The 20,286-nt window shown below is 58.1% G+C and carries 18 protein-coding genes and 1 pseudogene; 10 read left to right on the top strand and 9 right to left on the bottom strand.

Annotation, left to right across the window (positions count from 1 at the left end; genetic code table 11):
* Positions 1-821: 821 nt before the first annotated feature.
* Positions 822-1,676, top strand: coding sequence for a helix-turn-helix transcriptional regulator (locus AO388_RS22775; protein ID WP_003433926.1), 855 nt, complete (start codon positions 822-824; stop codon positions 1,674-1,676).
* A gap of 431 nt (positions 1,677-2,107) precedes the next feature.
* Here AO388_RS22775 and AO388_RS22770 read toward each other — a convergent pair whose 3' ends face one another.
* Positions 2,108-3,130: a zinc-dependent alcohol dehydrogenase family protein gene (locus AO388_RS22770; protein ID WP_044308095.1), complete on the bottom strand. Its 1,023-nt coding sequence runs from the start codon at positions 3,128-3,130 to the stop codon at positions 2,108-2,110.
* Positions 3,131-3,364: 234 nt separating this feature from the next.
* Entirely contained in the window at positions 3,365-4,042 is a 678-nt protein-coding gene (locus AO388_RS22765; protein WP_058417190.1) for an RraA family protein, read from the bottom strand.
* Positions 4,043-4,278: 236 nt separating this feature from the next.
* On the opposite strand from AO388_RS22765, the gene AO388_RS22760 reads away from it, so the two are divergent.
* Positions 4,279-5,256, top strand: coding sequence for a hydroxyacid dehydrogenase (locus AO388_RS22760; protein ID WP_003372913.1), 978 nt, complete (start codon positions 4,279-4,281; stop codon positions 5,254-5,256).
* A gap of 78 nt (positions 5,257-5,334) precedes the next feature.
* Positions 5,335-6,669 carry an MFS transporter gene (locus AO388_RS22755; protein WP_058417189.1) on the top strand — a complete coding sequence of 445 codons (1,335 nt, stop codon included), beginning with the start codon at positions 5,335-5,337 and terminating at the stop codon, positions 6,667-6,669.
* An 82-nt stretch (positions 6,670-6,751) separates the two neighbouring features.
* Here AO388_RS22755 and AO388_RS22750 read toward each other — a convergent pair whose 3' ends face one another.
* The 3 genes from AO388_RS22750 to AO388_RS22740 all read right to left on the bottom strand — a co-directional run bounded on the left by AO388_RS22750 (position 6,752) and on the right by AO388_RS22740 (position 9,893).
* Complete coding sequence (locus AO388_RS22750; protein WP_042931175.1) at positions 6,752-7,492, bottom strand: IclR family transcriptional regulator; 741 nt, start codon at positions 7,490-7,492, stop codon at positions 6,752-6,754.
* Positions 7,493-7,632: 140 nt separating this feature from the next.
* A complete protein-coding gene (locus tag AO388_RS22745; RefSeq protein WP_058417188.1) occupies positions 7,633-8,484 on the bottom strand; it encodes an SDR family oxidoreductase in 852 nt (283 codons plus the stop codon).
* Positions 8,481-9,893: a flavin-containing monooxygenase gene (locus AO388_RS22740; RefSeq protein ID WP_058417187.1), complete on the bottom strand. Its 1,413-nt coding sequence runs from the start codon at positions 9,891-9,893 to the stop codon at positions 8,481-8,483. Before AO388_RS22740 ends, AO388_RS22745 begins: the two co-directional genes overlap by 4 nt.
* A 220-nt stretch (positions 9,894-10,113) precedes the next feature.
* Here AO388_RS22740 and AO388_RS22735 point away from each other — a divergent pair, with 220 nt between their 5' ends.
* The 3 genes from AO388_RS22735 (at position 10,114) to AO388_RS22725 (ending at position 13,385) form a co-directional block, all read left to right on the top strand.
* A complete protein-coding gene (locus tag AO388_RS22735; RefSeq protein ID WP_003372903.1) occupies positions 10,114-11,181 on the top strand; it encodes an AraC family transcriptional regulator in 1,068 nt (355 codons plus the stop codon).
* Between the two features lie 146 nt (positions 11,182-11,327).
* Complete coding sequence (locus AO388_RS22730) at positions 11,328-12,395, top strand: NAD-dependent epimerase/dehydratase family protein (RefSeq protein WP_003372901.1); 1,068 nt, start codon at positions 11,328-11,330, stop codon at positions 12,393-12,395.
* Positions 12,396-12,467: 72 nt separating this feature from the next.
* Positions 12,468-13,385, top strand: a complete 918-nt coding sequence (locus tag AO388_RS22725) for a LysR substrate-binding domain-containing protein (RefSeq protein WP_042931183.1) — start codon at positions 12,468-12,470, stop codon at positions 13,383-13,385.
* Here the strand turns inward: AO388_RS22725 and AO388_RS22720 are convergent.
* The 4 genes from AO388_RS22720 to AO388_RS22705 are packed head-to-tail and all read right to left on the bottom strand — an operon-like array spanning position 13,358 to position 17,384.
* Positions 13,358-14,584: an aminotransferase class III-fold pyridoxal phosphate-dependent enzyme gene (locus AO388_RS22720; RefSeq protein ID WP_003433944.1), complete on the bottom strand. Its 1,227-nt coding sequence runs from the start codon at positions 14,582-14,584 to the stop codon at positions 13,358-13,360. The genes AO388_RS22725 and AO388_RS22720 overlap by 28 nt on opposite strands.
* 25 nt (positions 14,585-14,609) lie before the next feature.
* Complete coding sequence (locus AO388_RS22715; protein WP_054081406.1) at positions 14,610-15,896, bottom strand: TRAP transporter large permease; 1,287 nt, start codon at positions 15,894-15,896, stop codon at positions 14,610-14,612.
* Positions 15,893-16,387 (bottom strand): TRAP transporter small permease, encoded by a 495-nt coding sequence (locus AO388_RS22710; protein ID WP_058417186.1) that lies wholly within the window; start codon positions 16,385-16,387, stop codon positions 15,893-15,895. Before AO388_RS22710 ends, AO388_RS22715 begins: the two co-directional genes overlap by 4 nt.
* 4 nt (positions 16,388-16,391) lie before the next feature.
* Complete coding sequence (locus tag AO388_RS22705; RefSeq protein WP_058417185.1) at positions 16,392-17,384, bottom strand: TRAP transporter substrate-binding protein; 993 nt, start codon at positions 17,382-17,384, stop codon at positions 16,392-16,394.
* Positions 17,385-17,640: 256 nt separating this feature from the next.
* Between AO388_RS22705 and AO388_RS22700 the strand changes: the two genes are divergently transcribed.
* The 4 genes and pseudogenes from AO388_RS22700 to AO388_RS22685 all read left to right on the top strand — a co-directional run bounded on the left by AO388_RS22700 (position 17,641) and on the right by AO388_RS22685 (position 20,284).
* Entirely contained in the window at positions 17,641-18,630 is a 990-nt protein-coding gene (locus tag AO388_RS22700) for a SphA family protein (RefSeq protein ID WP_058417184.1), read from the top strand.
* 50 nt (positions 18,631-18,680) lie between these two features.
* Positions 18,681-18,896: pseudogene (locus AO388_RS22695) on the top strand (helix-turn-helix domain-containing protein); the annotation flags it as partial.
* Positions 18,897-18,941: 45 nt separating this feature from the next.
* Positions 18,942-19,166 carry a hypothetical protein gene (locus AO388_RS22690; protein ID WP_054081409.1) on the top strand — a complete coding sequence of 75 codons (225 nt, stop codon included), beginning with the start codon at positions 18,942-18,944 and terminating at the stop codon, positions 19,164-19,166.
* The gene (locus AO388_RS22685) at positions 19,166-20,284 is read left to right on the top strand and encodes a metallophosphoesterase (protein WP_003372883.1); all 1,119 of its coding nucleotides are present in this window, start codon (positions 19,166-19,168) and stop codon (positions 20,282-20,284) included. The genes AO388_RS22690 and AO388_RS22685 overlap by 1 nt, the downstream gene beginning before the upstream one ends.
* Positions 20,285-20,286: the final 2 nt, after the last annotated feature.

Genomic DNA, 20,286 nt, shown 5'->3' with positions numbered 1-20,286 from the left:
AGGGTTGTTGTTAGGCGCATTTGCTGTGCACTAACGTACCGATGAGTACTCCTTCACTTGCTATCAAGCCCGATAAATAGTAAAGCGGCTGGTCGAAGCGTCATGCGCTTCTTCCCGCTGCGCAGCGTATCCGGTAATACTGCGTCGAATGCCCCCCGTCCCAGCGATGTCGCTGCGCATAGTGTGAAATCTATCGCGTGTTGATTAAACTTTTTTTATTGCAATTGGAGCGTGAAACATGAACTATATGGTTAGTTTTCGGTCATACCGGTCAGTTGGAGTTTATTAAAGCTCTTTGTGATGTATATGATCACCTTAATATAAACACGCCAGTGCTGCACGACCCGTATCGCCGCGCCCTGTGCGTATGCGTTAACAACATGGATAGGGACAGGAGTTGAACGTCATGCCAACATTACTGGATACCTCTGCACTTTCAACACAGGCCAGGCGCTGCTGCGCGGTGGTAAGACGATCGTCTGCCGGCCTTTCAAGTATTCAGAGTGATTCGCATTTACCCCTGTCGCACAGGGAGCGTCAGACTCAATAAACATCGATAAAAAGTTGCTGCTATTAAAGAGTGCCTTGCTTAGGGTTAGCGTTCTCGCTTCTCGTAATACGATTGACTTTTTACTACTGCAAGCTCTCGGACGTCGTTGTCGCCTAACTTTCAAACTCCTGTTCAGCCCGCTTGAATGTTGTATTACGGTCTGCATATAACCTGTCTGACCGCAGGACTCGAAGAAACAGAAGACTTACTTAATTGCTGAATCAAGGCTGCGCCTTGGCGTGTCTCTCTATAAACGGAAAAAGGAACCCCGATGAACATGCAACAGCTCTTTCCGCATCTCGGCAAAGTGATCTCCGGTATCGGAAGCCGCCAGTTCGCCCGCTTGCTCCACGAGATGATCACCGCTTCGCTGCCCGTGGATGCGACTCATGTCATTCAGGGACTCAGTCGATCCACGAATGAAGTAACCGGCACTCACGCCGTTGGTGCCTTCGGTGGACATCTGCACCAGGTGCTCAACCCGGGGATCGACAGCAGACGTCTGGAGCCTGTTCTGTTGAGCCCGACAGAACTGGCAGACACTCGCGTCGACAGATCCATCAGGTTTGAGTCGCCCTCCTACAACGCACAGGAAAAGCCAGGTCATCTGCTTCCTCACGCGTCTTTCCCCCAGGTACACCTCGCTTACCCGGGCAAGGGGGAGTATGTGCTGTCGGTTTATCGATCCCCTTCTGCCAAGGCATTCACCAGTCAGGAGCGCGCCCGGCTCAAGGATCTGTCCTGGGTCGTGTTGCCCATCGTAAAGCAGCATATTGCAACTGTGACGCCTACCCTTGTTTCTACAATCCCCTCGCCTGTCACAAAAAGCCTTAAAAACAAAGATGCCATGGAAGGCCTGCGCCAGCGTTTCCTGGGTCGCCTGGAAGCCTCGGCACTGAGCCTGTCTTCGCGCGAGACCGAAGTGTGCGTCGGGCTGCTGGCCGGTCTCACTGTGCCTCAACTGGCGGACAGGCTTGATCTGAAAGTCAGCACGGTGGAAAGCTACTTCAAGCGCGCGGCAGTAAAAATGGGCATCGCGGGTCGCAGTGCGCTACTTCGCTGGTTGCATGCCGAGCATAGCGTGCATCATCCCACCCCTGTAGAAATGTTTCAGGCGGCAGTCTGAGCCGAGGGCAGTTTCATTGTTGTTCCATATTCAGGGATTTTCCCGCCATGCACCGGTGCGGTCTGTGGATCGGTTGATGCCCGTTCAGACCGCTACCGCCGCGCCATCCGGCATACGTCGTACATCCCCAGCGCGGCGCTCGACTGATCAACGTCGAGGGTAGACGACCAACCGGTTCAGACGATGTGCGCATTGCGCCATTTCTTGCGCCCATAAAAAAACCCGCCGAAGCGGGTCGTTTTTCTATCAATACCATTCCAACATCCTGTCAGTAGCCATCCCGGCAATGGTGATCATCCCTGACCTCCGAAGCGCCTCCTGCGCAACGGTTGATGGGTATAGATTGCTACTTCGCGAGCATGTCGTACAGGGCTGATTCACCTCGGCGTGTGTAAGCCTTTCGCTATATGTTCAGCTAAGGCGCGGTAACCTCACCCCTGTTCAAACTCGATCAGTACCTTGCCAATGTGCCGCGCGGCGGCGAAATATGCGTAGGCTTCGGGGGCATCGGCGAATTTGAATGTCCTGGCGACTACCGTTTCAATTCCATTGGCCTCGATGGCTCGAATAAGGTCGACAAACATCTCGCGGCTGCCGTTGGCGATGCCTCTGATTGTGACGTTTTTGAGGATCAGCGACAGGTAGTCGGGAATCGGCGAGTGCTGACCTGGCGTCACGCCTATCACGGCAATACGGCCGTTGACGGCAGCCGCCGCGATCGATTGTCCCAAGGTGTCCTGCCCTCCTGTCTCGATAATGATGTCGGCACCGGCGTTATCACTGAGCGCCATGACTTGCGCCGCCCAGTCCGGGTGCGTGCGGTAATTGATCGTGATGTCGGCGCCAAGCTGACGCGCGATGTCCAGCTTCTCGTCACTCGATGAGGTGATCGCCACGCGTGCGCCGTGAAGCCTGGCCAGTTTCAACGCGGCCAGCGCCACTCCGCCGGTCCCCAGACACAGGACGAGTTCACCCGGTTTGACCTTGCAGACCTCCATCAGCGCGTTCCAGGCTGTCAGACCGGCAGATGCCAGTGCGGCAACGTCCTTGTCAGCCAACGCGTCCGGTACGTGAATCAAGGCAGCGGCGGGCAATACGACTTTTTCAGCCAGCCAGCCGTCATGGGTTACACCGACATCGTGGGCGAACACGCTGGTGCGAAATTCGCCCTGCAGCCAGCCGGGAAAGTGACCGCAGATGACCCGGTCGCCCGGTTTGACCTGGCTGACGCCCTCGCCTACGGCGATGACTTCACCCACGCCTTCGGACATGGGAATGCGCTCTGGTAATTGTCGGGGGCCGTATGTACCACGCAGGATTTGAACATCCCGGCTGATAAGGCTCACCAGGCGAGGCGCCACGATGGCCTGCCCCGGCCCGGCGATCGGCTCGGGCCGAGTGGTCGCGGTCAGCGCGTCCAGGCCTTGTTGAGATCCGATCTGAAAAGCTTTCATGAACATAATCCTTGTGCCGTCAGCGCCATGAGGTCTCTGCATCGCGCCTTGAAAATATCGTGTCGCCCGGTTCAGGGCCGCGGGTTTTTCAACGTGTCGCCTACACGATACCTGCTCAGCGCTGAGCATCAAGTCCGGCACTCGCATCCCGGCCGTCTTGGTCTGCTGCCTGGCGTGGCGTAACGGCACGGCGCAGCGTTGCGCCACGGCCGTGCTTACGCCTGATGTACCGAGTTATTGTGGTAGCTGGCAGCCCTTTTTCTTCAAGGATTCCAGGACCCAGGAGCGATCGTTTTCTCCCCTGGCAATCTGTTCCAGTTGCTTTTGTTCGGCATGGTGCTTGGCCGCGGCTCGATCATAGACGTCGGCGACATGCTCGTACGGTACGCACAGCAAGCCATCCTCGTCGCCTATGACCAGATCACCCGGTTCGATCACCATACCGTCGATCGCAATGGCCACGTTGATCTCACCCGGTCCGTCCTTGTAAGGGCCCCGGTGGGAAATGCCTGCTGCAAACATCGGGAATGTCCCCTCAGCAATGCTCCCTGCGTCCCGAATCGCGCCGTTGATGACGATGCCCGCCACGCCACGCTTCACCGCATAGGCCACCATCATCTCGCCGATGAGCGCGTTGCTCAGGTCTCCCCCCGCATCCACCACGATCACATCGCCCGGTTCGGCGATATCAATGGCGTAATGCAACATGAGGTTGTCACCGGGCCGGGCTTTCACGGTCAGAGCAGGTCCGGCCAGCACGCCTTCGCGGTGCATCGGACGCAGGCGAGCGCCGCCTGCGGTCATTCTATTCATCGAATCGCTGACATTTGCGACGGGTACGTCGCGATAACGTGATACCCACTCAGCGCTGACTTTGCGGGCTGCTTCGAGGACTCGGAATCCAATCGTCATGGGGCATGGCTCTCTTGAAATTATGGGTTGCCGCCGAAAGGCTGGGGAAGCTTTTTCAGAATCACATTTCATTTTGTATCAATCAAGCGGTAAAAAATAATTAATAAACTTTTTTAGTCCGATAAAAATCAGGATAGTGAAATGGCATTTCATTATGGTAGGGTTTAGATATCGGGTTGAAGTCGCTGCCCGGTCGCACACCAAACGCGACGCAAACAAGAACAAGGTACGCATCCATGACCCGCAAGATTTTGCTGACGGGCCCCGCCCTAGCACACAACGCGATGAGCTATGCGAATGATCTGGGCATTCAGATTTTCCCCACCACCCCCTATCTGCCGGCTGAAGAGCTCACTTCGCTCATCCGCGACGTGCAGCCCGACGCGATCATCGTCAGGCAAGGCAAGCTCACGCGAGAAATGATCGAAGCGTCCCCCAGGCTCAAGGCGGTCGCCAAGCATGGGGTCGGCTACGACACCATCGATATTCAGGCGGCGGCAGAGAAAGGTGTCCCTGTCATGATCGCCCTCGGGGCGAACGCGCAATCCGTGGCCGAACATGCCTTTGCGCTCATGTTCAGCGTGGCTCGGCAAATTGCCTGGCTGGATGCCCGTACACGTCAGGGGCATTGGGATAAGGCCACCGCCAACGGCATCGAGTTGTCCGGCAAGACATTGGGGTTGGTTGGCCTTGGGGCGATCGGCAGCATCCTGATGGATCTGGTTGCGCCCTTGCAGATGAAGGTCAAGGTGTTCGACCCTTACCTCAAAACGCTACCCGAACGTTCAAACGTCGAGCGTGAAACCGACTTTGACCGCCTGATCGAATCCAGCGATATCATCAGCCTGCATTGCCCGCTGACTGACGAAAATCGCAACCTGATCAGTACCGCGCAACTGAACCGCATGCGCTCCAACTGCATCCTGATCAATACTGCCCGTGGTGAACTGGTCGACACCCAGGCGCTTATCCAGGCGCTGCAAGCCAACAGAATCGCAGGTGCGGGGCTGGATACGTTCAATCCGGAGCCACCGTCTGCCGACAGCGCGCTGTGGCAGCTGCCAAATCTCGTTGCCACACCGCATACGGGTGCCAATACCACCGAATCCCTTGATCGCGTGGGACTGCTGGCCGTTCAACAGATCGTGAAAGTGTGGGAAGGCGACGCGCTTGATCCTCGCTGCGTCGTGAATCGCCAATTGCTCGATAGCTGATCCGGCTTGCGCCCCGCTGCCTGGCCGGCGGGGCGAACATCTACCGTTTCTCCACAAAAATAAACACAGGAGAGCACCATGGCCCGCCCCCAAGCGACTCAACCGGTCACCGAACTTGAGCTCACTACCATGCGCAAAGTTGCATGGCGACTGCTTCCATTCCTTATCCTCTGTTACCTGATTGCGATCATCGACCGCGGCAACATCGGCATGGCATCGCTGCAGATGAATCATGACCTGGGCCTCAGCCCGGCGATCTTCGGTTTCGCGAGCAGCCTGTTCTTTGTCTCCTACTTTCTGGTCGAGGTGCCGAGCAACCTGGCACTGCAGAAATTCGGCGCGCGCATTTGGATTGCACGCATCATGATCACCTGGGGGCTGATTTCCGCAGGTACGGCTTTTGTCCAGGGCGCCAACTCGCTATACGTCATGCGCTTTCTGCTGGGCGCTGCCGAGGCAGGTTTTTTCCCGGGGGTGCTGCTGTACATGACTTACTGGTTGCCGTCAGCCTATCGCGCACGCATGGTGGCGATCTTCATGGTCGCTATTCCAGGTGCAAACTTTCTGGGCTCGCCGCTTTCGGGCTACCTGCTGACACTGGACGGCTGGATGGGCATGAGGGGCTGGCACTGGCTGTTCATTCTTGAGGGGATCCCCGCGGTACTGCTGGGAATTGCCTGCCTTTTCATTCTCACGGATCGTCCCGCTCAGGCTCGCTGGCTGAATGACGAGCAGCGCACCTGGCTGGTCAACAAGCTGGACGAAGAGCGCAAGCTCAAGACCAATATCGGCCATATCTCGCTGTGGAAGCTGCTCAAGCACAAGGACATATGGGTCATGGCGCTTATCTATTCAGGCGCGTCTGCAGCAGGCAGCACCATGAGCGTGTGGGCACCGCAGCTGTTGAAAAGCTTTGGCCTGAGCAATCTGGAGATCGGCTTCGTCAATGCCATTCCCTACGGTATTGCATCGGTTGCCATGATCGTCTGGGGGCGCAGCTCGGACCGCAGCAATGAACGTCGCTGGCACACCTCCGCCACGTTGTTTTTGATCACGGCAGGTCTGCTGCTGGCGCTGGTCACATCCTCTCTACCCGCCACTGTGGTGATGCTGACCATGGTGCTCATCGGCGCCTACTCGATGAAAGGTCCGTTCTGGGCACTGGTGTCCAACTGGCTTTCGAGCAGCACGGCAGCTGCCGGACTGGCGGCCATCGGCGCTCTGGCGAATCTGATCGGAGGCGGGATCATGGTCAACGCTTATGGCGCTATCCATCAGGCCACGGGAAGTTATGCGGTCGCTCTGTTGCCTCTGGCCGCGCTGTGCACAGCCGGTGCAATCGCCGTGCTTGTGATGGGCAGAAGCCGCAAGCGTGAAGCGCTTGAGGATGCCAAATCCGTAGAGGTCAGTTGAGGCGCGGCAATAACGATTTGAAACGCTGCCTGACGCAGCGCTTCAAGTCGGCTGTTTATGGAAGTGGCTACTGACGCCGGCTTCAGACCGCTTCGTCTACCGCCGTCGCGCGGTGTGTGACCTTCTCCTCGCCGAAGCTTTTCCCTCCGAGGCTGCGCGTCAGGTCGTCAGCCACCTCGATGAAGATCGACCGGATCGCTTTTGCGTAGTCAGCGGTCAGTCGCATGGACGGGCCCGAAAGTACCAGTGCTCCGATGTTTTCATGCAGCGGGCCAAAAATGGGCAATGCCATCGAGGCAGCATGCGGGTCAGTCGCACCGCTGGAGTAAAAAGGCTCCAGCCCATCCTTCGCACGGGCATACGGGGTACGCAATGCTTCGGCACTCGCCGCACCGTCCATGGGGCGCATGTCTCCAGGCTGCATATGCAATCGCAGCCGGTGAGGAGAGTTGACCCGGTACTGGCACAACCGATAGGCGCCGTGTTTCACATAAAAAGAGGCCGTCTCGCCGGTTTCACCGGTCAACTTGTGCAGTCTTGGCAACACATGCCGCTCAAGATCCAGAGCATCCTGGTAGACCGCATTGAGGCGCATGACCTCGCTCGCGAGCATATAGCGACCGTCTGCAAGACGATTGACGAAGCCATAGGTTTCCAGGGAAACCATCAAACGCATGATCGTGCTTTTGATCAGTCCGGTGCGCTCGACCAGTTCCACAAGGCTCAAGGCCGAGTCTCCGATCTGAAACGAAGACAGAACGGTGAGCACTCTATCCGCTGATGCGACTCCATTCACGGCGGGACGTGGACGCGTTTTGACCATCATTATCTCCTGTGCGGCAGATTGCAGCATGAACCTCGAACTCGCAGCATTATCCGTTAGCTGAAAACGGATAGCCATGAAACCCTTGGTATCAGCCGCGCTGCAAAGGTCAAAAAAACGCCGCCAGCCCAATGTCGGGCTTACTGCTTCAAACGCCAGACACCTTCCACCTGGTGCGCCAGACCTCGCTCGCCCAATGATTCGATATATTTCTGCATGCCCTTTTCGCCACGTTTTTGTAGCAGGCGGATGGCCCGCGGCAATAGATTGGGGAACAACATGGCCAGACTGGACGCCCAGGATTCACTCGGTTTCGGTGATCGCTCCAGGCAGGGCTTGTCGAGCATGAGCATTACCTGACGTGCGACGTCATCCGGCGATTGCGGCGGCGCGATGAACTGCAAGGCGTTGCCGCCCTCAATCGCTTCCTTGCGCAACATTTGTGTGTCTGTCGCAGTGGGCAGGATCGAGCCGACCTTGATGCCCTTCTCTGCCAGATCCAGCCCGATCGACAACATGGCGCCACGCAGGCCGAACTTGCTGGCGCAATAGATGGGTGATTCCGGCGTGGGAAATACACCGCCCAGCGAAACCGTGGAGATGATCCGGGCGTCAGCCGAGCGCTTGAGCAATGGGATGGCGAGGCGCGTAAGAATCAGGGGTGCAACGAGATTGATATTGAGCTCTCTGCTGATGCTGTCCACCGAGCGTGTATCGAACGCCTCGACCACCGCGATGGCGGCATTATTGATCAGCACGTCCAGTCGGCCAAACTCTGCTTCTATATAGGCCATCAAATCAGCCAGGGCTTGCTGATCGGTCAGATCAATCACATAGGGATAAGCGCCTTCCCCCAGTTTTTCTGCCAGCGAACACAATTGTTTTTCGTCGATATCAGCCAGGACCAGTTGCATCCCCCGACGGATCAGCTGGGCACAGATGGCCTGGCCTATGCCACCGGCCGCACCGGTAATCAGGACCACCGTTTTCATGAGCACGTCTCCTGAATGGCGGCTGTTTCCTGGAGCAGCGGCGCAGCCACATAGCCGGCACCTCTGCGCAGGTTCTTGTAGTAGCCTTCCTCGACCATTGGCCAGCCCAGCCCATGAGACAACTTGCGCAGGTATTTCTTGAGCGTATGAGCCTCCAGGTACACCTCATGGCGTTGGGATTTGACGAACGTGATCCCCCCGGAAAGATCCGGATCGTCAGACGCAATCAACCGATCAAATTGACGAGCTCTGGCTTTTTGCTGCAATTGGTCGCGCAAGTAACAGGCCACCGCGTGGGCCTCGCTGTCGAACAGCTTGTAGGCGCTGGAGTTGGTTTCAACGTAACCGATGCCAAACAGGTTGTGGTGCTCGCGGCTGAAAATCGACAGGTATAATCGGGGCCGACCGCCCTTCCACTCGAAATAGTTTGCGGCGTATTTGCAGCTCCATTTATAACCGGTGGCGTAAAGCACCAGATCCAGCGCCTCGCGTGTGCCATCCTTGAACACCACGTACTGCCCCTCATAGTGCGAAACATCCGCTTTGACCTGAATATCACCGTGCTGCAAACAGTGCAGCAACTGGGTATTGAGCAACGGGTGGCTTTCAAACAGCTTGTGGTCAGGTCTGGGCAAGCCAAAACGGCGGGTGTCGCCATTGATCACACGCAGAATCGCCTGAAATATAGGCCGCGCCAGCCATATTGGCAGTTGCGGCCCCTTTTCGCCGAACTCATCAACCGGCATTCCGAACAGATGCTTAGGGATGAAGTGATAGCCGCGGCGCATGCTGATAAAGGCTTTATCCGCATGCCTGGCGGCGTCACAGGCAATATCTGCACCGGAGTTGCCCGCACCGATGACCATTACCCGTTTGCCTTTGAATTCGTCGGCATGCTTGTAGGTTACCGAGTGCCTGATGGTGCCTTCGAACTGACCTTTCACCTCGGGCATGTTCGGGTCCCAGTTGCACCCTGTGGCGCACACAACCGCGCGATAGCGGCGTCGTTCACCGTTGGCCAGTGTCACCAGCCAGCGGCCGTTTTCTTCCTTTTCGACATTGTCGACGGCGGTGTTGAAGCGGATTTTGCCGTACAGGTCAAACGCCATTGCAAAGGAGCGGACGTACTCGAAAATCTGCCGATTGCTCGGGTAGTCGGGAAAGTGCGCGGGCATCGGGTAATCAATGAAGCCAGACTGATCGCGCGAAGAGATAAAGTGCGCCGAATGGTACATCGGCGTTCCGGGGTTATTGATATCCCAGACACCACCCACTTCACTGTGTCGCTCGAATTGTTCGTAATCGAGTCCCTGGCGCTTGAGCGCCCTGGCCATGCAAAGCCCGCCAGGCCCGCTTCCGATAATGCATACCGCGTCGGCGCAATCGTGAATCTTGTTGTCGTTGCTCACTTTGTATTCCTCGGGTTCTACAGCGAGAACCCTAAGTTAGCCAAGGAGCCGTAGCGCTAGCAGGGGGTTTATGGACGTTAAAGGGGGTGATAACGGACTTGTCCGACAGGCACTTCAAGCCGATAAAAATGAACGTTTACACGGATGTTTCAGCTGTTTTTTCAGGCATGCTGTGATTCGATGGGACAAAAATACCTGCACGTGAAAGGTCTGGATCAATATGAAGCTCATTGCCGACCCACTGTTCTCCGAAGCCTCTGCCCCGCCACAGGTATCGCGTATGCTTCTGCAGTACGCGACCGATCGTGGCGTCAATACCCAGTGGCTGTGCCGTGGCCTGGGTTTCGCGCCTGATGACCTGAAGAAATCGGGTTATTTACTGTCGCACCGGCAAAGCAACCTGCTGGTGCGCCGGACCCTTTCGGAGTTGGGCGATGATGGCTTGGGGTTGTCGGTCGGCCAGCGCCAGACGGCCGTGTCATGGGGTATCGTCGGATTGGGCATGCAGGCCAGCCCGACGCTGGGCGATGCGCTCAATCTGGCCATCCGCTATCAGAAACACGCCGGCGCCCTGCTCTCCCACCGTATGGAGTTTCACGAGGGGCGTTGCCTGACGTATATCGTGCCGCAGTTCTTCGACCCCGATGTAATCGGTTTCTATCTGGAAGAGGCGTTCGCCAGCGCGATGGCGATCGTTCGGCACCTGAGTGGCCGTCATGATCTGGTTCCCAGTCGTGTGGAACTTGAATACCCGGAGCCCGAGCACGCGCATCGGTACAAGGAAGTGTTCCGCTGCCCGGTGGTATTCGCCGGTACGCATAATCTGATCGAGTTCGACGCCCGTTGGCTGGAAACGCCATTAGTCACGCGTGACGATTTCGTCGCGGCCGAAGTGGCCGAGTTGTTGGACAGCGCAAACTGGGAAGATAAAGGCACGTCTGATCTTGTCGAAACCGTGCAACGGGAAATACGCAAGCGGCTCTGCGCGCCGCCGTCACTCAATGAACTCGCGCAGCAACTCAATATAGGCGAGCGCACCTTGAGGCGGCGTCTGGATGAAGCCGGACAGTCTTATCAGGGCGTCATCGATTCACTGCGCCGGGCAAAGGCATTGTCACTGCTGAGTCACCGCGAAACGAAGCTGATCGACGTGGCCAGCGAAACCGGCTTCAGTGATATTCGTGATTTTCGCCGGGCATTCAAGCGCTGGACCGGGGTAACGCCGCGAGAGGCCAGGCACGAGATGCAGCAGTTCCGCAAAGATATCCAGCGCCCGACATCGCCCTGATGTTTCGCGTGATCCGCAGTCTGCAGCGTATTGACGGAAGTCCATCGCCGCCCCCTTTCGCGTCCGGTTCAGCCCTGATCGTTCTGTAACCGATTGTTTAACGTAGCCCTGCTCTGCATAACCAATCAAACAAGAGATGGGCTGCCATGACCGATCGAGTTCTTGTTACCGGAGGTGGCGGGTTCGTTGCCTGCCACCTTATTCAGCAATTGCTCGCCAGCGGTATTACCGTCAATACCACCGTGCGCAATCTCGCCAACGAGGCAAAAGTGCTGCCTTTGCGGACGCTGCAAAAGCAGTATCCGGGCAGGCTTTATCTGTTCGAGGCGGACCTTCTGGCAGAGGGCGCATTTGATGCGCCCATGCGCGACTGCAGCGTGGTCCATCATGTGGCGTCACCTTTCCTGTTGCCCGAGAAAATAAAAGACGGTCGCCGGGAGATGCTTGAGCCCGCACTGCAGGGCACTCGGAATGTCCTGCAGAGCGTCGATAAAACCCCCAGCGTGATGCGCGTGGTCATGACCTCCACGGTCGGGGCAATCTTTGGTGACTACATCGATGTGCTGCAGATGAGCAACAAGACCCTCACCGAGGAGTATTTCAATACCAGCAGCACACTCAAGACCAATCCCTACCATTACGCCAAGGTCGAAGCCGAGAAAGAGGCGTGGCGAATCTGCGAAGCGCAGAGCCGCTGGAGCCTGGTGACGATCAATCCCGGCATGATTCTGGGCCCGTCTCTGACACCCGCCTCGGAGTCCGGAAGCCTCTTCCTGCTGGATGAGATGTTCCGTGGCTACTTCTTTTACGGGATGCCCGACCTGAGCCTTACGACGGTCGACGTCCGGGATGTGGCGACAGCCCATATCACCGCGGCCAACAAGGCTGACGCTCATGGACGTTACATCCTTGCCGAACAACGAATGATCTCTTTCGTGGAGATCGCCGGCATTGTGCGACGTCTGCATCGACGTCCCTGGCTGCTGCCCCGCTATCAGATCCCCAATGTGCTCGTGCGCTTGATCGGTCCGATGTTCGGGCTCACTCAGGCTTACCTGAGCAAGCATCTGGGCATCCGTTTCAGCGTGGATAACCAGCGCAGCGTGAATGATCTGGGAGTCAGGTATCGCTCGATCACCGAAACGCTGACCGACCACTATCAGTGCTGGGAAGCGCAGCGCCAGCTGAAAGGTCAGGCGGCCCGAAACCGTTAGGTTGCCCCATCTGTGTAAACGGAATGGAACATGCATGGTTATCTGCCATCACGTTTCACCCGAGGTCTTCCCATGCGCCATCTCGATACCGATTGCCTTGCCGCTTTTGTTGCTGTCATCGACTGCGGCGGGTTTACCAACGCCGGTGAGCGTATCGGCAAGACCCAGGCAGCGGTAAGTCTGATGCTGGGACGACTGGAAGCCAGGGTCGGGCGCAAGCTGCTGGAGCGCTCTCGCCGTGGCGTCACGTTGACGGAGCATGGCGAAAGGCTGATCGGCTATGCCCGGCGCATCCAGATGCTTGAGGATGAAGCGCTTGCCGCGCTGGATTGCGGGCAGGAGGCTGCCCGCGTCCGTATCGGCATGCCGGATGACTACCTGGAGTCACTGGGGTGCGAGCTGATGCAGGCGTTCGCCCTGCGCCACCCGCATCTGCAGGTGGAAATCATCTGTGATTTTTCTTCTCGCCTCGAGGCGATGATTACGGAAGGTAGCATCGACCTGGCGATCATCACCCGCGCCAACACCAAGGTACAGGGTGAGTTACTCCGGTGCGAGCCGATGTTGTGGTGCGCAGCGCCGGGGCATTTTCCCGAGCAACAGAAGGTTGTGCCGCTGTCATTGTTTACCGACAGCTGCCGGGCGCGTCCGCAGATCATCGAGGCGCTGGATCTGCTAGGCACGCCCTGGCGAGTGGTCAGTTCGTCATCCCATCTCCCGGGCGTCATGCATTCGGTTCGATTGGGCACCTCGGTGACGGTATTACCCGCTTCGGTCGTGCCGTCCGGCTGGCGCATTCTGCACTGCGAGCAATTGCCCGAGCTGCCGAGCATCGAGCTGGAGCTTGTAGTGCCCGAACATGCCCTGCTGAACACGCGCCGCCTGGCACATTTCGTTCGCGACTGCTTCAAGGCCGAAAGCCTCTCGGAAAACAGCTCACAAGTCACTTCTAAAGGCACGATTCAAAGCGAAGCGATGGCCGCCTTGTAGCCTTCCAGCAAGGCCTGCAATGCCTGCTCCTGATGGGCAAAGGTCAGGTAGGTGCGGCCGAAAGCAAACGGCATGCTCATGACCCTTTGCCGACGCAGCGCCTTGTGCAAGGCCAGCGTCCAGCGACTGTCAGCCATTTGCGCTGCATCAGCGTAGTCTTTGGGCGGGACTGCCGACGGCCATAAGGTGAACACCGACCCGTAACCCGTGCTGCTTACCGCCATGCCCTTGTTGGCAAAGGCTGCCACCAGTTGCGCGCGCAACTGATCGCCGCGTCTCAGCAGTGCGGGATAGTCCGCAGTGGCCAGTTGCTTGAGGGTTGCCAGTACTGCGGCGCAGGCCGGCGGCGCTCCGCTGTAAGTACCGGCACGGACGATTTTCCCCTGTTCGAACAACCCCATGTATTCGGGCTTTCCGACCAGTGCAGCGACGGGAATACCACTGCCGATGGCCTTGCCGACCGTGGCGAGGTCGGCCTCGGCACCCAGCAACGTGCCGGTCAGCCCCGGGCACAGGCGCAGCCCCATCAGCACTTCATCCAGAATAATGAGCGCCCCATTGCGGTGGGCCAGATCGCTGAGGTACTTCAAGTACCCGGCTGCAGGTTCGATGCAACCCGCATTGGCCAGCACTGGTTCCAGCACCAGAGCGGCAATGTCGTGGTAGTCGCGAAACAGCTGCTCGGCGTCGGCAAAATCGTTGTAGCGCAGCAGCAGTACACCGTCCCTTTCCGGACGCTGCGTATCGGCCATCAGGGCCGATGCCTGTCCGGCGTTGCCAAAGGCGACCGAGTCGTACCAGCCGTCATAGCCGGCAGCGAACTTGACGATACGCTGGCGGCCCGTCGCGACGCGGGCAGTCCGGCAGGCCAGGTGCACCGCTTCGCTTCCGGTATTGACGAATATCACCTGGCTGAGATCGCCGGTGAACGCTGCCAACGCCGCCGCCGCAGCCTCCTCGTCTGCGTGGGCGAAGGACGGCATCGGGCCATTGATCATCGCAGCACTGGCTGCAGCCATGACCTGCGTCTGGGCATGACCGAGCATGGTTGCACCGAAGCCCATTGCCGTGTCCACGTAGCGAATCCCCTCGCTGTCCCACAGCCATGGGCCACTGGAACGCGTGACATTGAAGACCTGGCCATCGATTTCAGGCAAAGCGCGGCCGCCGCTGGAAATTCCACCGATCAAATGTTTCATCTTTTTTCTCAGGAAATGGGAGGGATCAATAGCCCATGACGCGGGGCAACCATTGGGTCAGATTCGGGAAAAACACGAGCAAGGCGATGGCAAATGCCGTAGCGATCCAGAACGGTATCAATCGTCGTGAGACGGAGCCGATATCAATACGCCCGACATTGCACACCACAAAGATGTTGGTTCCGATAGGCGGAGTGAACAGCCCCCAGCCCAGGGTCATGGTGAAGATCAGACCGATCTGGTAGGGCTCGAAACCTGCCGCCTTGGCAACGGGAACCAGAATGGGGGCCAGGATGATCATCGCCGGGCCCAGGTCCAGCCAGAAGCCAACGACCTTGAGCACCAGAATCACCAGCAATATGGTGATCAGCGGTCCGGTATGCAGGCCGACGATCCAGGTCGCCACGGTATGCGGTACCAGTTCGAAGGTCAGAATCCAGCCGAACGGCATCGCCACGGCCATGATGATCATTACAGAGCCAGTTGTGGTGACCGCTTCGGTCACGGCCGGGAACAGGTCACGCCAGCGCAATTGGCGGTAGACGATGGTGCCGACGAACAGCGCGTAAAGAACCGACAAAGAGGCTGCTTCAGTGGCCGTGGCAAAGCCGGTCACTATCGTTCCCAACACCATGAACGGCATCAGCAATGCTGGTAGCGCGCCGGCGGTATCACGCAGGAACAGGCCCCAGTCCATCTTGCCTTCGGCTTTTGGAAAGCCCTCGCGAACCCCTACTATATAAGCGGTCAGCATGAAGACTGCGGCGAGCATCAGGCCGGGGATCACGCCGGCCATGAACAGACCGCCGATAGACGTATTGGTCAGCACGCCGAACATGATCAGGATGACACTCGGTGGCACGATAATACCCAGCGTTCCGGAAGCAGCGGTGACTGCCGCGGCGAAGGCACGAGGGTAGCCTCGCGCTTCCATCACCGGAATCATGACCTTGGCAACGGTGCCGGTATCGGCCGTGGCCGAGCCGGTCAGGCCGCCATAAACGAACGCAGTGGCCACGTTCACCAGTCCGAGTCCACCACGCAAACGTCCGAAGCAATGCTCTGCAACGCGCATGATGCGCAGCGTGAGGCCGCCACGGTTCATCAATTCTCCGGCCAGCAGAAACAACGGAATCGAGGCCAGGGTGGATGAGTCCGCACCGCGCAGTGTCTGCTGGGCGAGCCAGGCCAGCGGCATGTGCAGATCGCCCCATAGCAAAGCCGCGATACTGCCACCGGCCATCGCCCAGACGACGGGCAGGCCAGCCATCAACAAACAGAAAAACGCCAGAAAGAGAATCAGCACGGTCATGGGCGTACTCCGTTGCGAATCAGGCGTGTCAGGCGCACAACGGCCAGTATCGCGAGCATTGCGGCAGCGCTGATCAGCGCCAGTGAACTCAGTCCTGCCGGCCAGCGCAGCACCGGGGTCGGCATCCAGCCTGTGCGTGAAATAAACGCCACACCGCTGCTCAGCAGCCAGGCGCTGATCCCCAGCAAAGCCAAGCTCGCAAAGGCATCCAGAGCTTTTTGCAGAGCGGCCGGCAGCATGCCTGCCAAGCCTTGGAATCGCACGTTCTCGTGCCTGATTTCAGCGATCACCGCGCCAGTGAACGTCACCCAGATAAACCCGATGGTGGCGATCTCGAACGACCATTCGAAGCCATGCAGGTTCAGGTAGCGGGAGAAGACGCCCGCCAGAATGGACAGAAAGGTGACGGCGAACATCAACGCGCCGAATACAGCAAGGCAGCGTTCAGCCAGGCTGCTGGGTGGTTGGTCGGGATGCGGGCTGATAGACATGGCGTCACTCGCCTTGCGCGTCGTGTCGCAGCTGGCTGACGAAGTCTTCGCCCCAGACCTTGCCGAACTGCGTATAGACCGGATTGCTCAGCTCGCGAAACGGCCGAGGGTTGACGTCGTTGAACTTCACGCCCTTGCTCTGCATTTCCTGCTGGATTTTGCTGTACACCGCTTCCAGCTGTGAGCGATACCAGGCGGTGGTGTCTACCACCGCCTTGTCGAGAGCCGCCCGCTCCGTTGTGCTCAGGCTTTCATACTTATCCTTGTTGATGAACCAGAAGTTTGCCGACCACACGTAGTTCGAGAGCGAGACATACTTGGCGACCTCATACCACTTCTGATCATGAAAATCGCGCAGTTCAGGCTCTACCCCGTCCACTACACCCGATTGCAGCGAGGTATAGACCTCGCCAAACGGAATCGACTGCCCCAGCCCGCCCAATTGCTTGATGGTTGCCAGAATGACCGGGTTGGGCGGCGTGCGTATTTTCAGGCCGCTGAGGTCCGCTGGTTGCAATATCGGGTGTTTGCTGTTGGCGAACTGACGAAAACCCGAGTCCAGTGCCGAGAGCATGACGAAGCCATGGTCCTGGCCCATGCTCAGAAATTTCTTGCCGGCTTCGCTATCGAGGTAGGCATGCACGGCGACAGAATCTTCGAACAGAAATGGCAGTGACAATGCATTCAGGCGTGGATCGATGCCGTCGGTCGAGCCGCCCAGGCCAATGTCGATGGCACCGGCGCCGACCGAGTCGACGATAGGCGCTTCGTCGCCCAGTTGGCCGTCCGGATAGACCTGTACGTTCAATTCACCTTTCGTCTCGGCGCTGACCTCGGCGGCAAAACGCGTCATCGCCTGGTTGATCAGACTGTCGGAGCTGGAGGCATGGGCCAGACGCAAGGTCTGCCCGGCCGTTGCCAGGTTGGTACCCACGAGAAACGCCAGACCGGCGATGGCCTGAAGTACTACGGTTCTACGAGACAGGGATCTGAGCATGGCGGCGAACTCTCGTTGATGGCGTTGAAGCTATTAACCATGAGCCGCTGCTGCAGCGTCAATTGAGAGATGGCTTTTTGCGATTAAGATGCGTAATACATCCATACATATATTTATTTATGGGCACCCTCTCCGCCATCCTGGCGCTCTCAGTCAACTCTGGCCGCTCCACTCAAGTATTGCGATAACCCGGTGATTACAGTCGAGGTGCCAAGCGAAGCCTTCTGCTCACAACTCCAAAAATAGAGCCGCGCCGATGACACTGAAAATATCCTTGCCAGCCTGCCTGGTGCTTAGCTTCATGCCGTTCGTTGCCCACGCAGCAGATGGCCCTCCTCCGCCCTCGGTCAGCCAGCCCAGTGGTATCAATCTGGGCGGCACGAGCTTTTACGACGGTTTTGCCGGACCGCCTGGCCTGACGCATCAGACCTATCTGAAGTTCAGCACGGCAAGCAGCATCAGAACCAACGGCGGCAAAGACAACAGCGCCTTCGACGACCCGAAGATCAATGTTGTCACGATGATCAATCAGTTGAGCTATTACTCGCCAGAGAGCATTGGTGGTGCGCACCTGGGCTGGAGTCTGCTGGTGCCGGTGGTCTCTCTGGACGGTGACTTCGGTGACAACGGTGCCACACTCAAAGACAACGGCGCGGGGCTGGGCGACGTTACGGTCGGGCCTCAGGTGCAGTTCGACCCAATAATCAACGCCCAGGGAAGGCCGGTTTTCGTCCAGCGTGTGGCTTTCGATACCATCGTGCCCACGGGCAAATACGACAAGCACAAAGACCTGAACCCTGGCTCCAATCATTTCTCGCTGAACCCCTACTGGGCGGCCACCTGGATGCCTGCGCCGCGCTGGGAAATGAGTTGGCGCCTCAACTACCTGTACAACTTCAAGAACGACGACCCGGCGAGCAGTTCGCAACAGTTTTTCGACGGGCAGTCAGTGCGCAACACCCAATCCGGCCAGTCGGCGTGGGCCAACTTCACCGCGTCGTATGAAGTGTTCCCCAAGGTTTCCGTCGGCATCAACGGCTACTACTTCAGGCAGATATCGGATGATCAGGTCAATGGCAGCCGCTTGAGTGACTCCCGGGAAAAAGTACTCGGCATCGGACCTGGCCTGTTCTGGAAAATAAGCGAACCGCAGGCGTTCTGGCTGAACACCTACAAAGAAACCGGCGTCGAGAACCGCTCACGCGCGGATTACATGGTGCAGGTTCGTTACGTTCACACGTTCTGACCGATGTCTGTGTCCGCCCGTGCACGGTGGGCGGCCCCTTTGTAGAGGTAATGAGTGAATATATCTGGCAACGACGCCTGTCGCGTTGCGCCGAAGAGTTGCGCAGCAATGAGCATGCCCATCGTTCACTGACCGATATCGCCTATGCCTGGGGCTATGGCAGCAGTTCGCATTTCAGCAGGCACTTCAAATCGACATTCGGTATGTCGCCCCGGCTGTTTCGAGAGATGGCTCGCGGCAGGGATAAGCCGTCGAGTGCCGCCTGACAGCTGCAATCAAGCGACGGTTTCAGACCGGTTTCGAGCCGTGCAATGCCGGCAAAAGCACGTCAGCTCGACAATCGGCGCGCGTTGCAAGAAACTTGGCAGCACGGTCTGCTCGTATCGGCATTCCGCCTCGGCACCATGACCTCCAGCATCCCTGCTCACCAATACGCTGCAACGGGCGGCGTTCGGCAGGACCAGATCGACCTCATTACTGCCCGTGCCGTTGACGCAGTTATCCACTTCATCGATATCGCCAACGGAGCACGTTAATGTTTCATGTCATGTTCAGCATGCCCTGCCTGTACGTCATCGCCCGATTCCTATGGCCGATGCCCTGGGCGTTATCGGCGAAAATCGCCGTTGCGGTGCTGCTTGTCCTTGCCTCGCAATATCATCTGTATTGCCGGTTTTCCTCCGGCAGCGTGTTCTCGCCGGAATTTCCACGCTACATCGTGATGCTGTTCAACTGGGCGTTCGGCGCGATCCTGTTGCTTGCGGTACTGCAAATCATCGTCGACATCGGCACATTGCTGACGATGCTGGTGCGCCGGCAGACGCTGAGCATTCCGGCCAATCTGCGTTATTTCATCGGTATGGCGGCCCTGGTGCTGGCGGCAATCGGCGTCCAGCAGGCCGTGCGCGTGCCGCCAGTGAAAGACATCCAGATCGCGATTAAAAACCTGCCTCCGCAATTCGAGGGCTACAAGGTATTGCAACTGACGGACATGCACATCAGCCGCCTGTTCGATGCGCCCTGGACCCGGGCTGTGGTGCAGCAGTCCAATGCGCTGGGGGTTGACCTGATCGTCATCACCGGCGATCTCATCGACGGCTCGCTCAACGACCGGAAGCAGGATATCGAGGCGCTGCGCGATTTGCGTGCGCCGGATGGCGTGTACGTCATCCCCGGCAACCATGAGTACTTTTTCGATAACCAGGCGTGGATGCAGCACTTCGTCTCGCTGGGCATGATCCCTCTCGCCAACAGCCACACGCTGATCGAGCACGACGGTGCACGCATCGCTCTGGCCGGCGTCACCGATGTCACGGCGCCGAAAACCGGCTTCCCTGCGCCAGACCTGCAGAAAGCCATAGCAGGCATCGCGAAAGACACACCGATCATCCTGCTCGACCACCAACCCAGAAACGCCGAGGAAACAGCGACTCACGGCATAGCGCTGCAACTCTCCGGGCATACCCATGGCGGCATGATCTTCGGTCTACACCGGCTGCTGGCCCTGGCCAACGGCGGATTCGTATCCGGGCTTTATGATGTGGGCGGGATGCAACTGTACGTCAACAACGGCACCGCACTCTGGCCCGGGTTTGCCATTCGTCTTGGCAAACCTTCGGAATTGACCCGGATTACGCTTCGGCGGGCGCTTTAGCG

The organism is Pseudomonas sp. ICMP 10191 (genome assembly GCF_001467335.1).
Classification (GTDB): Bacteria; Pseudomonadota; Gammaproteobacteria; order Pseudomonadales; family Pseudomonadaceae; genus Aquipseudomonas; species Aquipseudomonas cerasi.
Note: the sequence above shows the minus strand (reverse complement) of the source record. Positions and strands in the feature narration are given on the sequence as shown.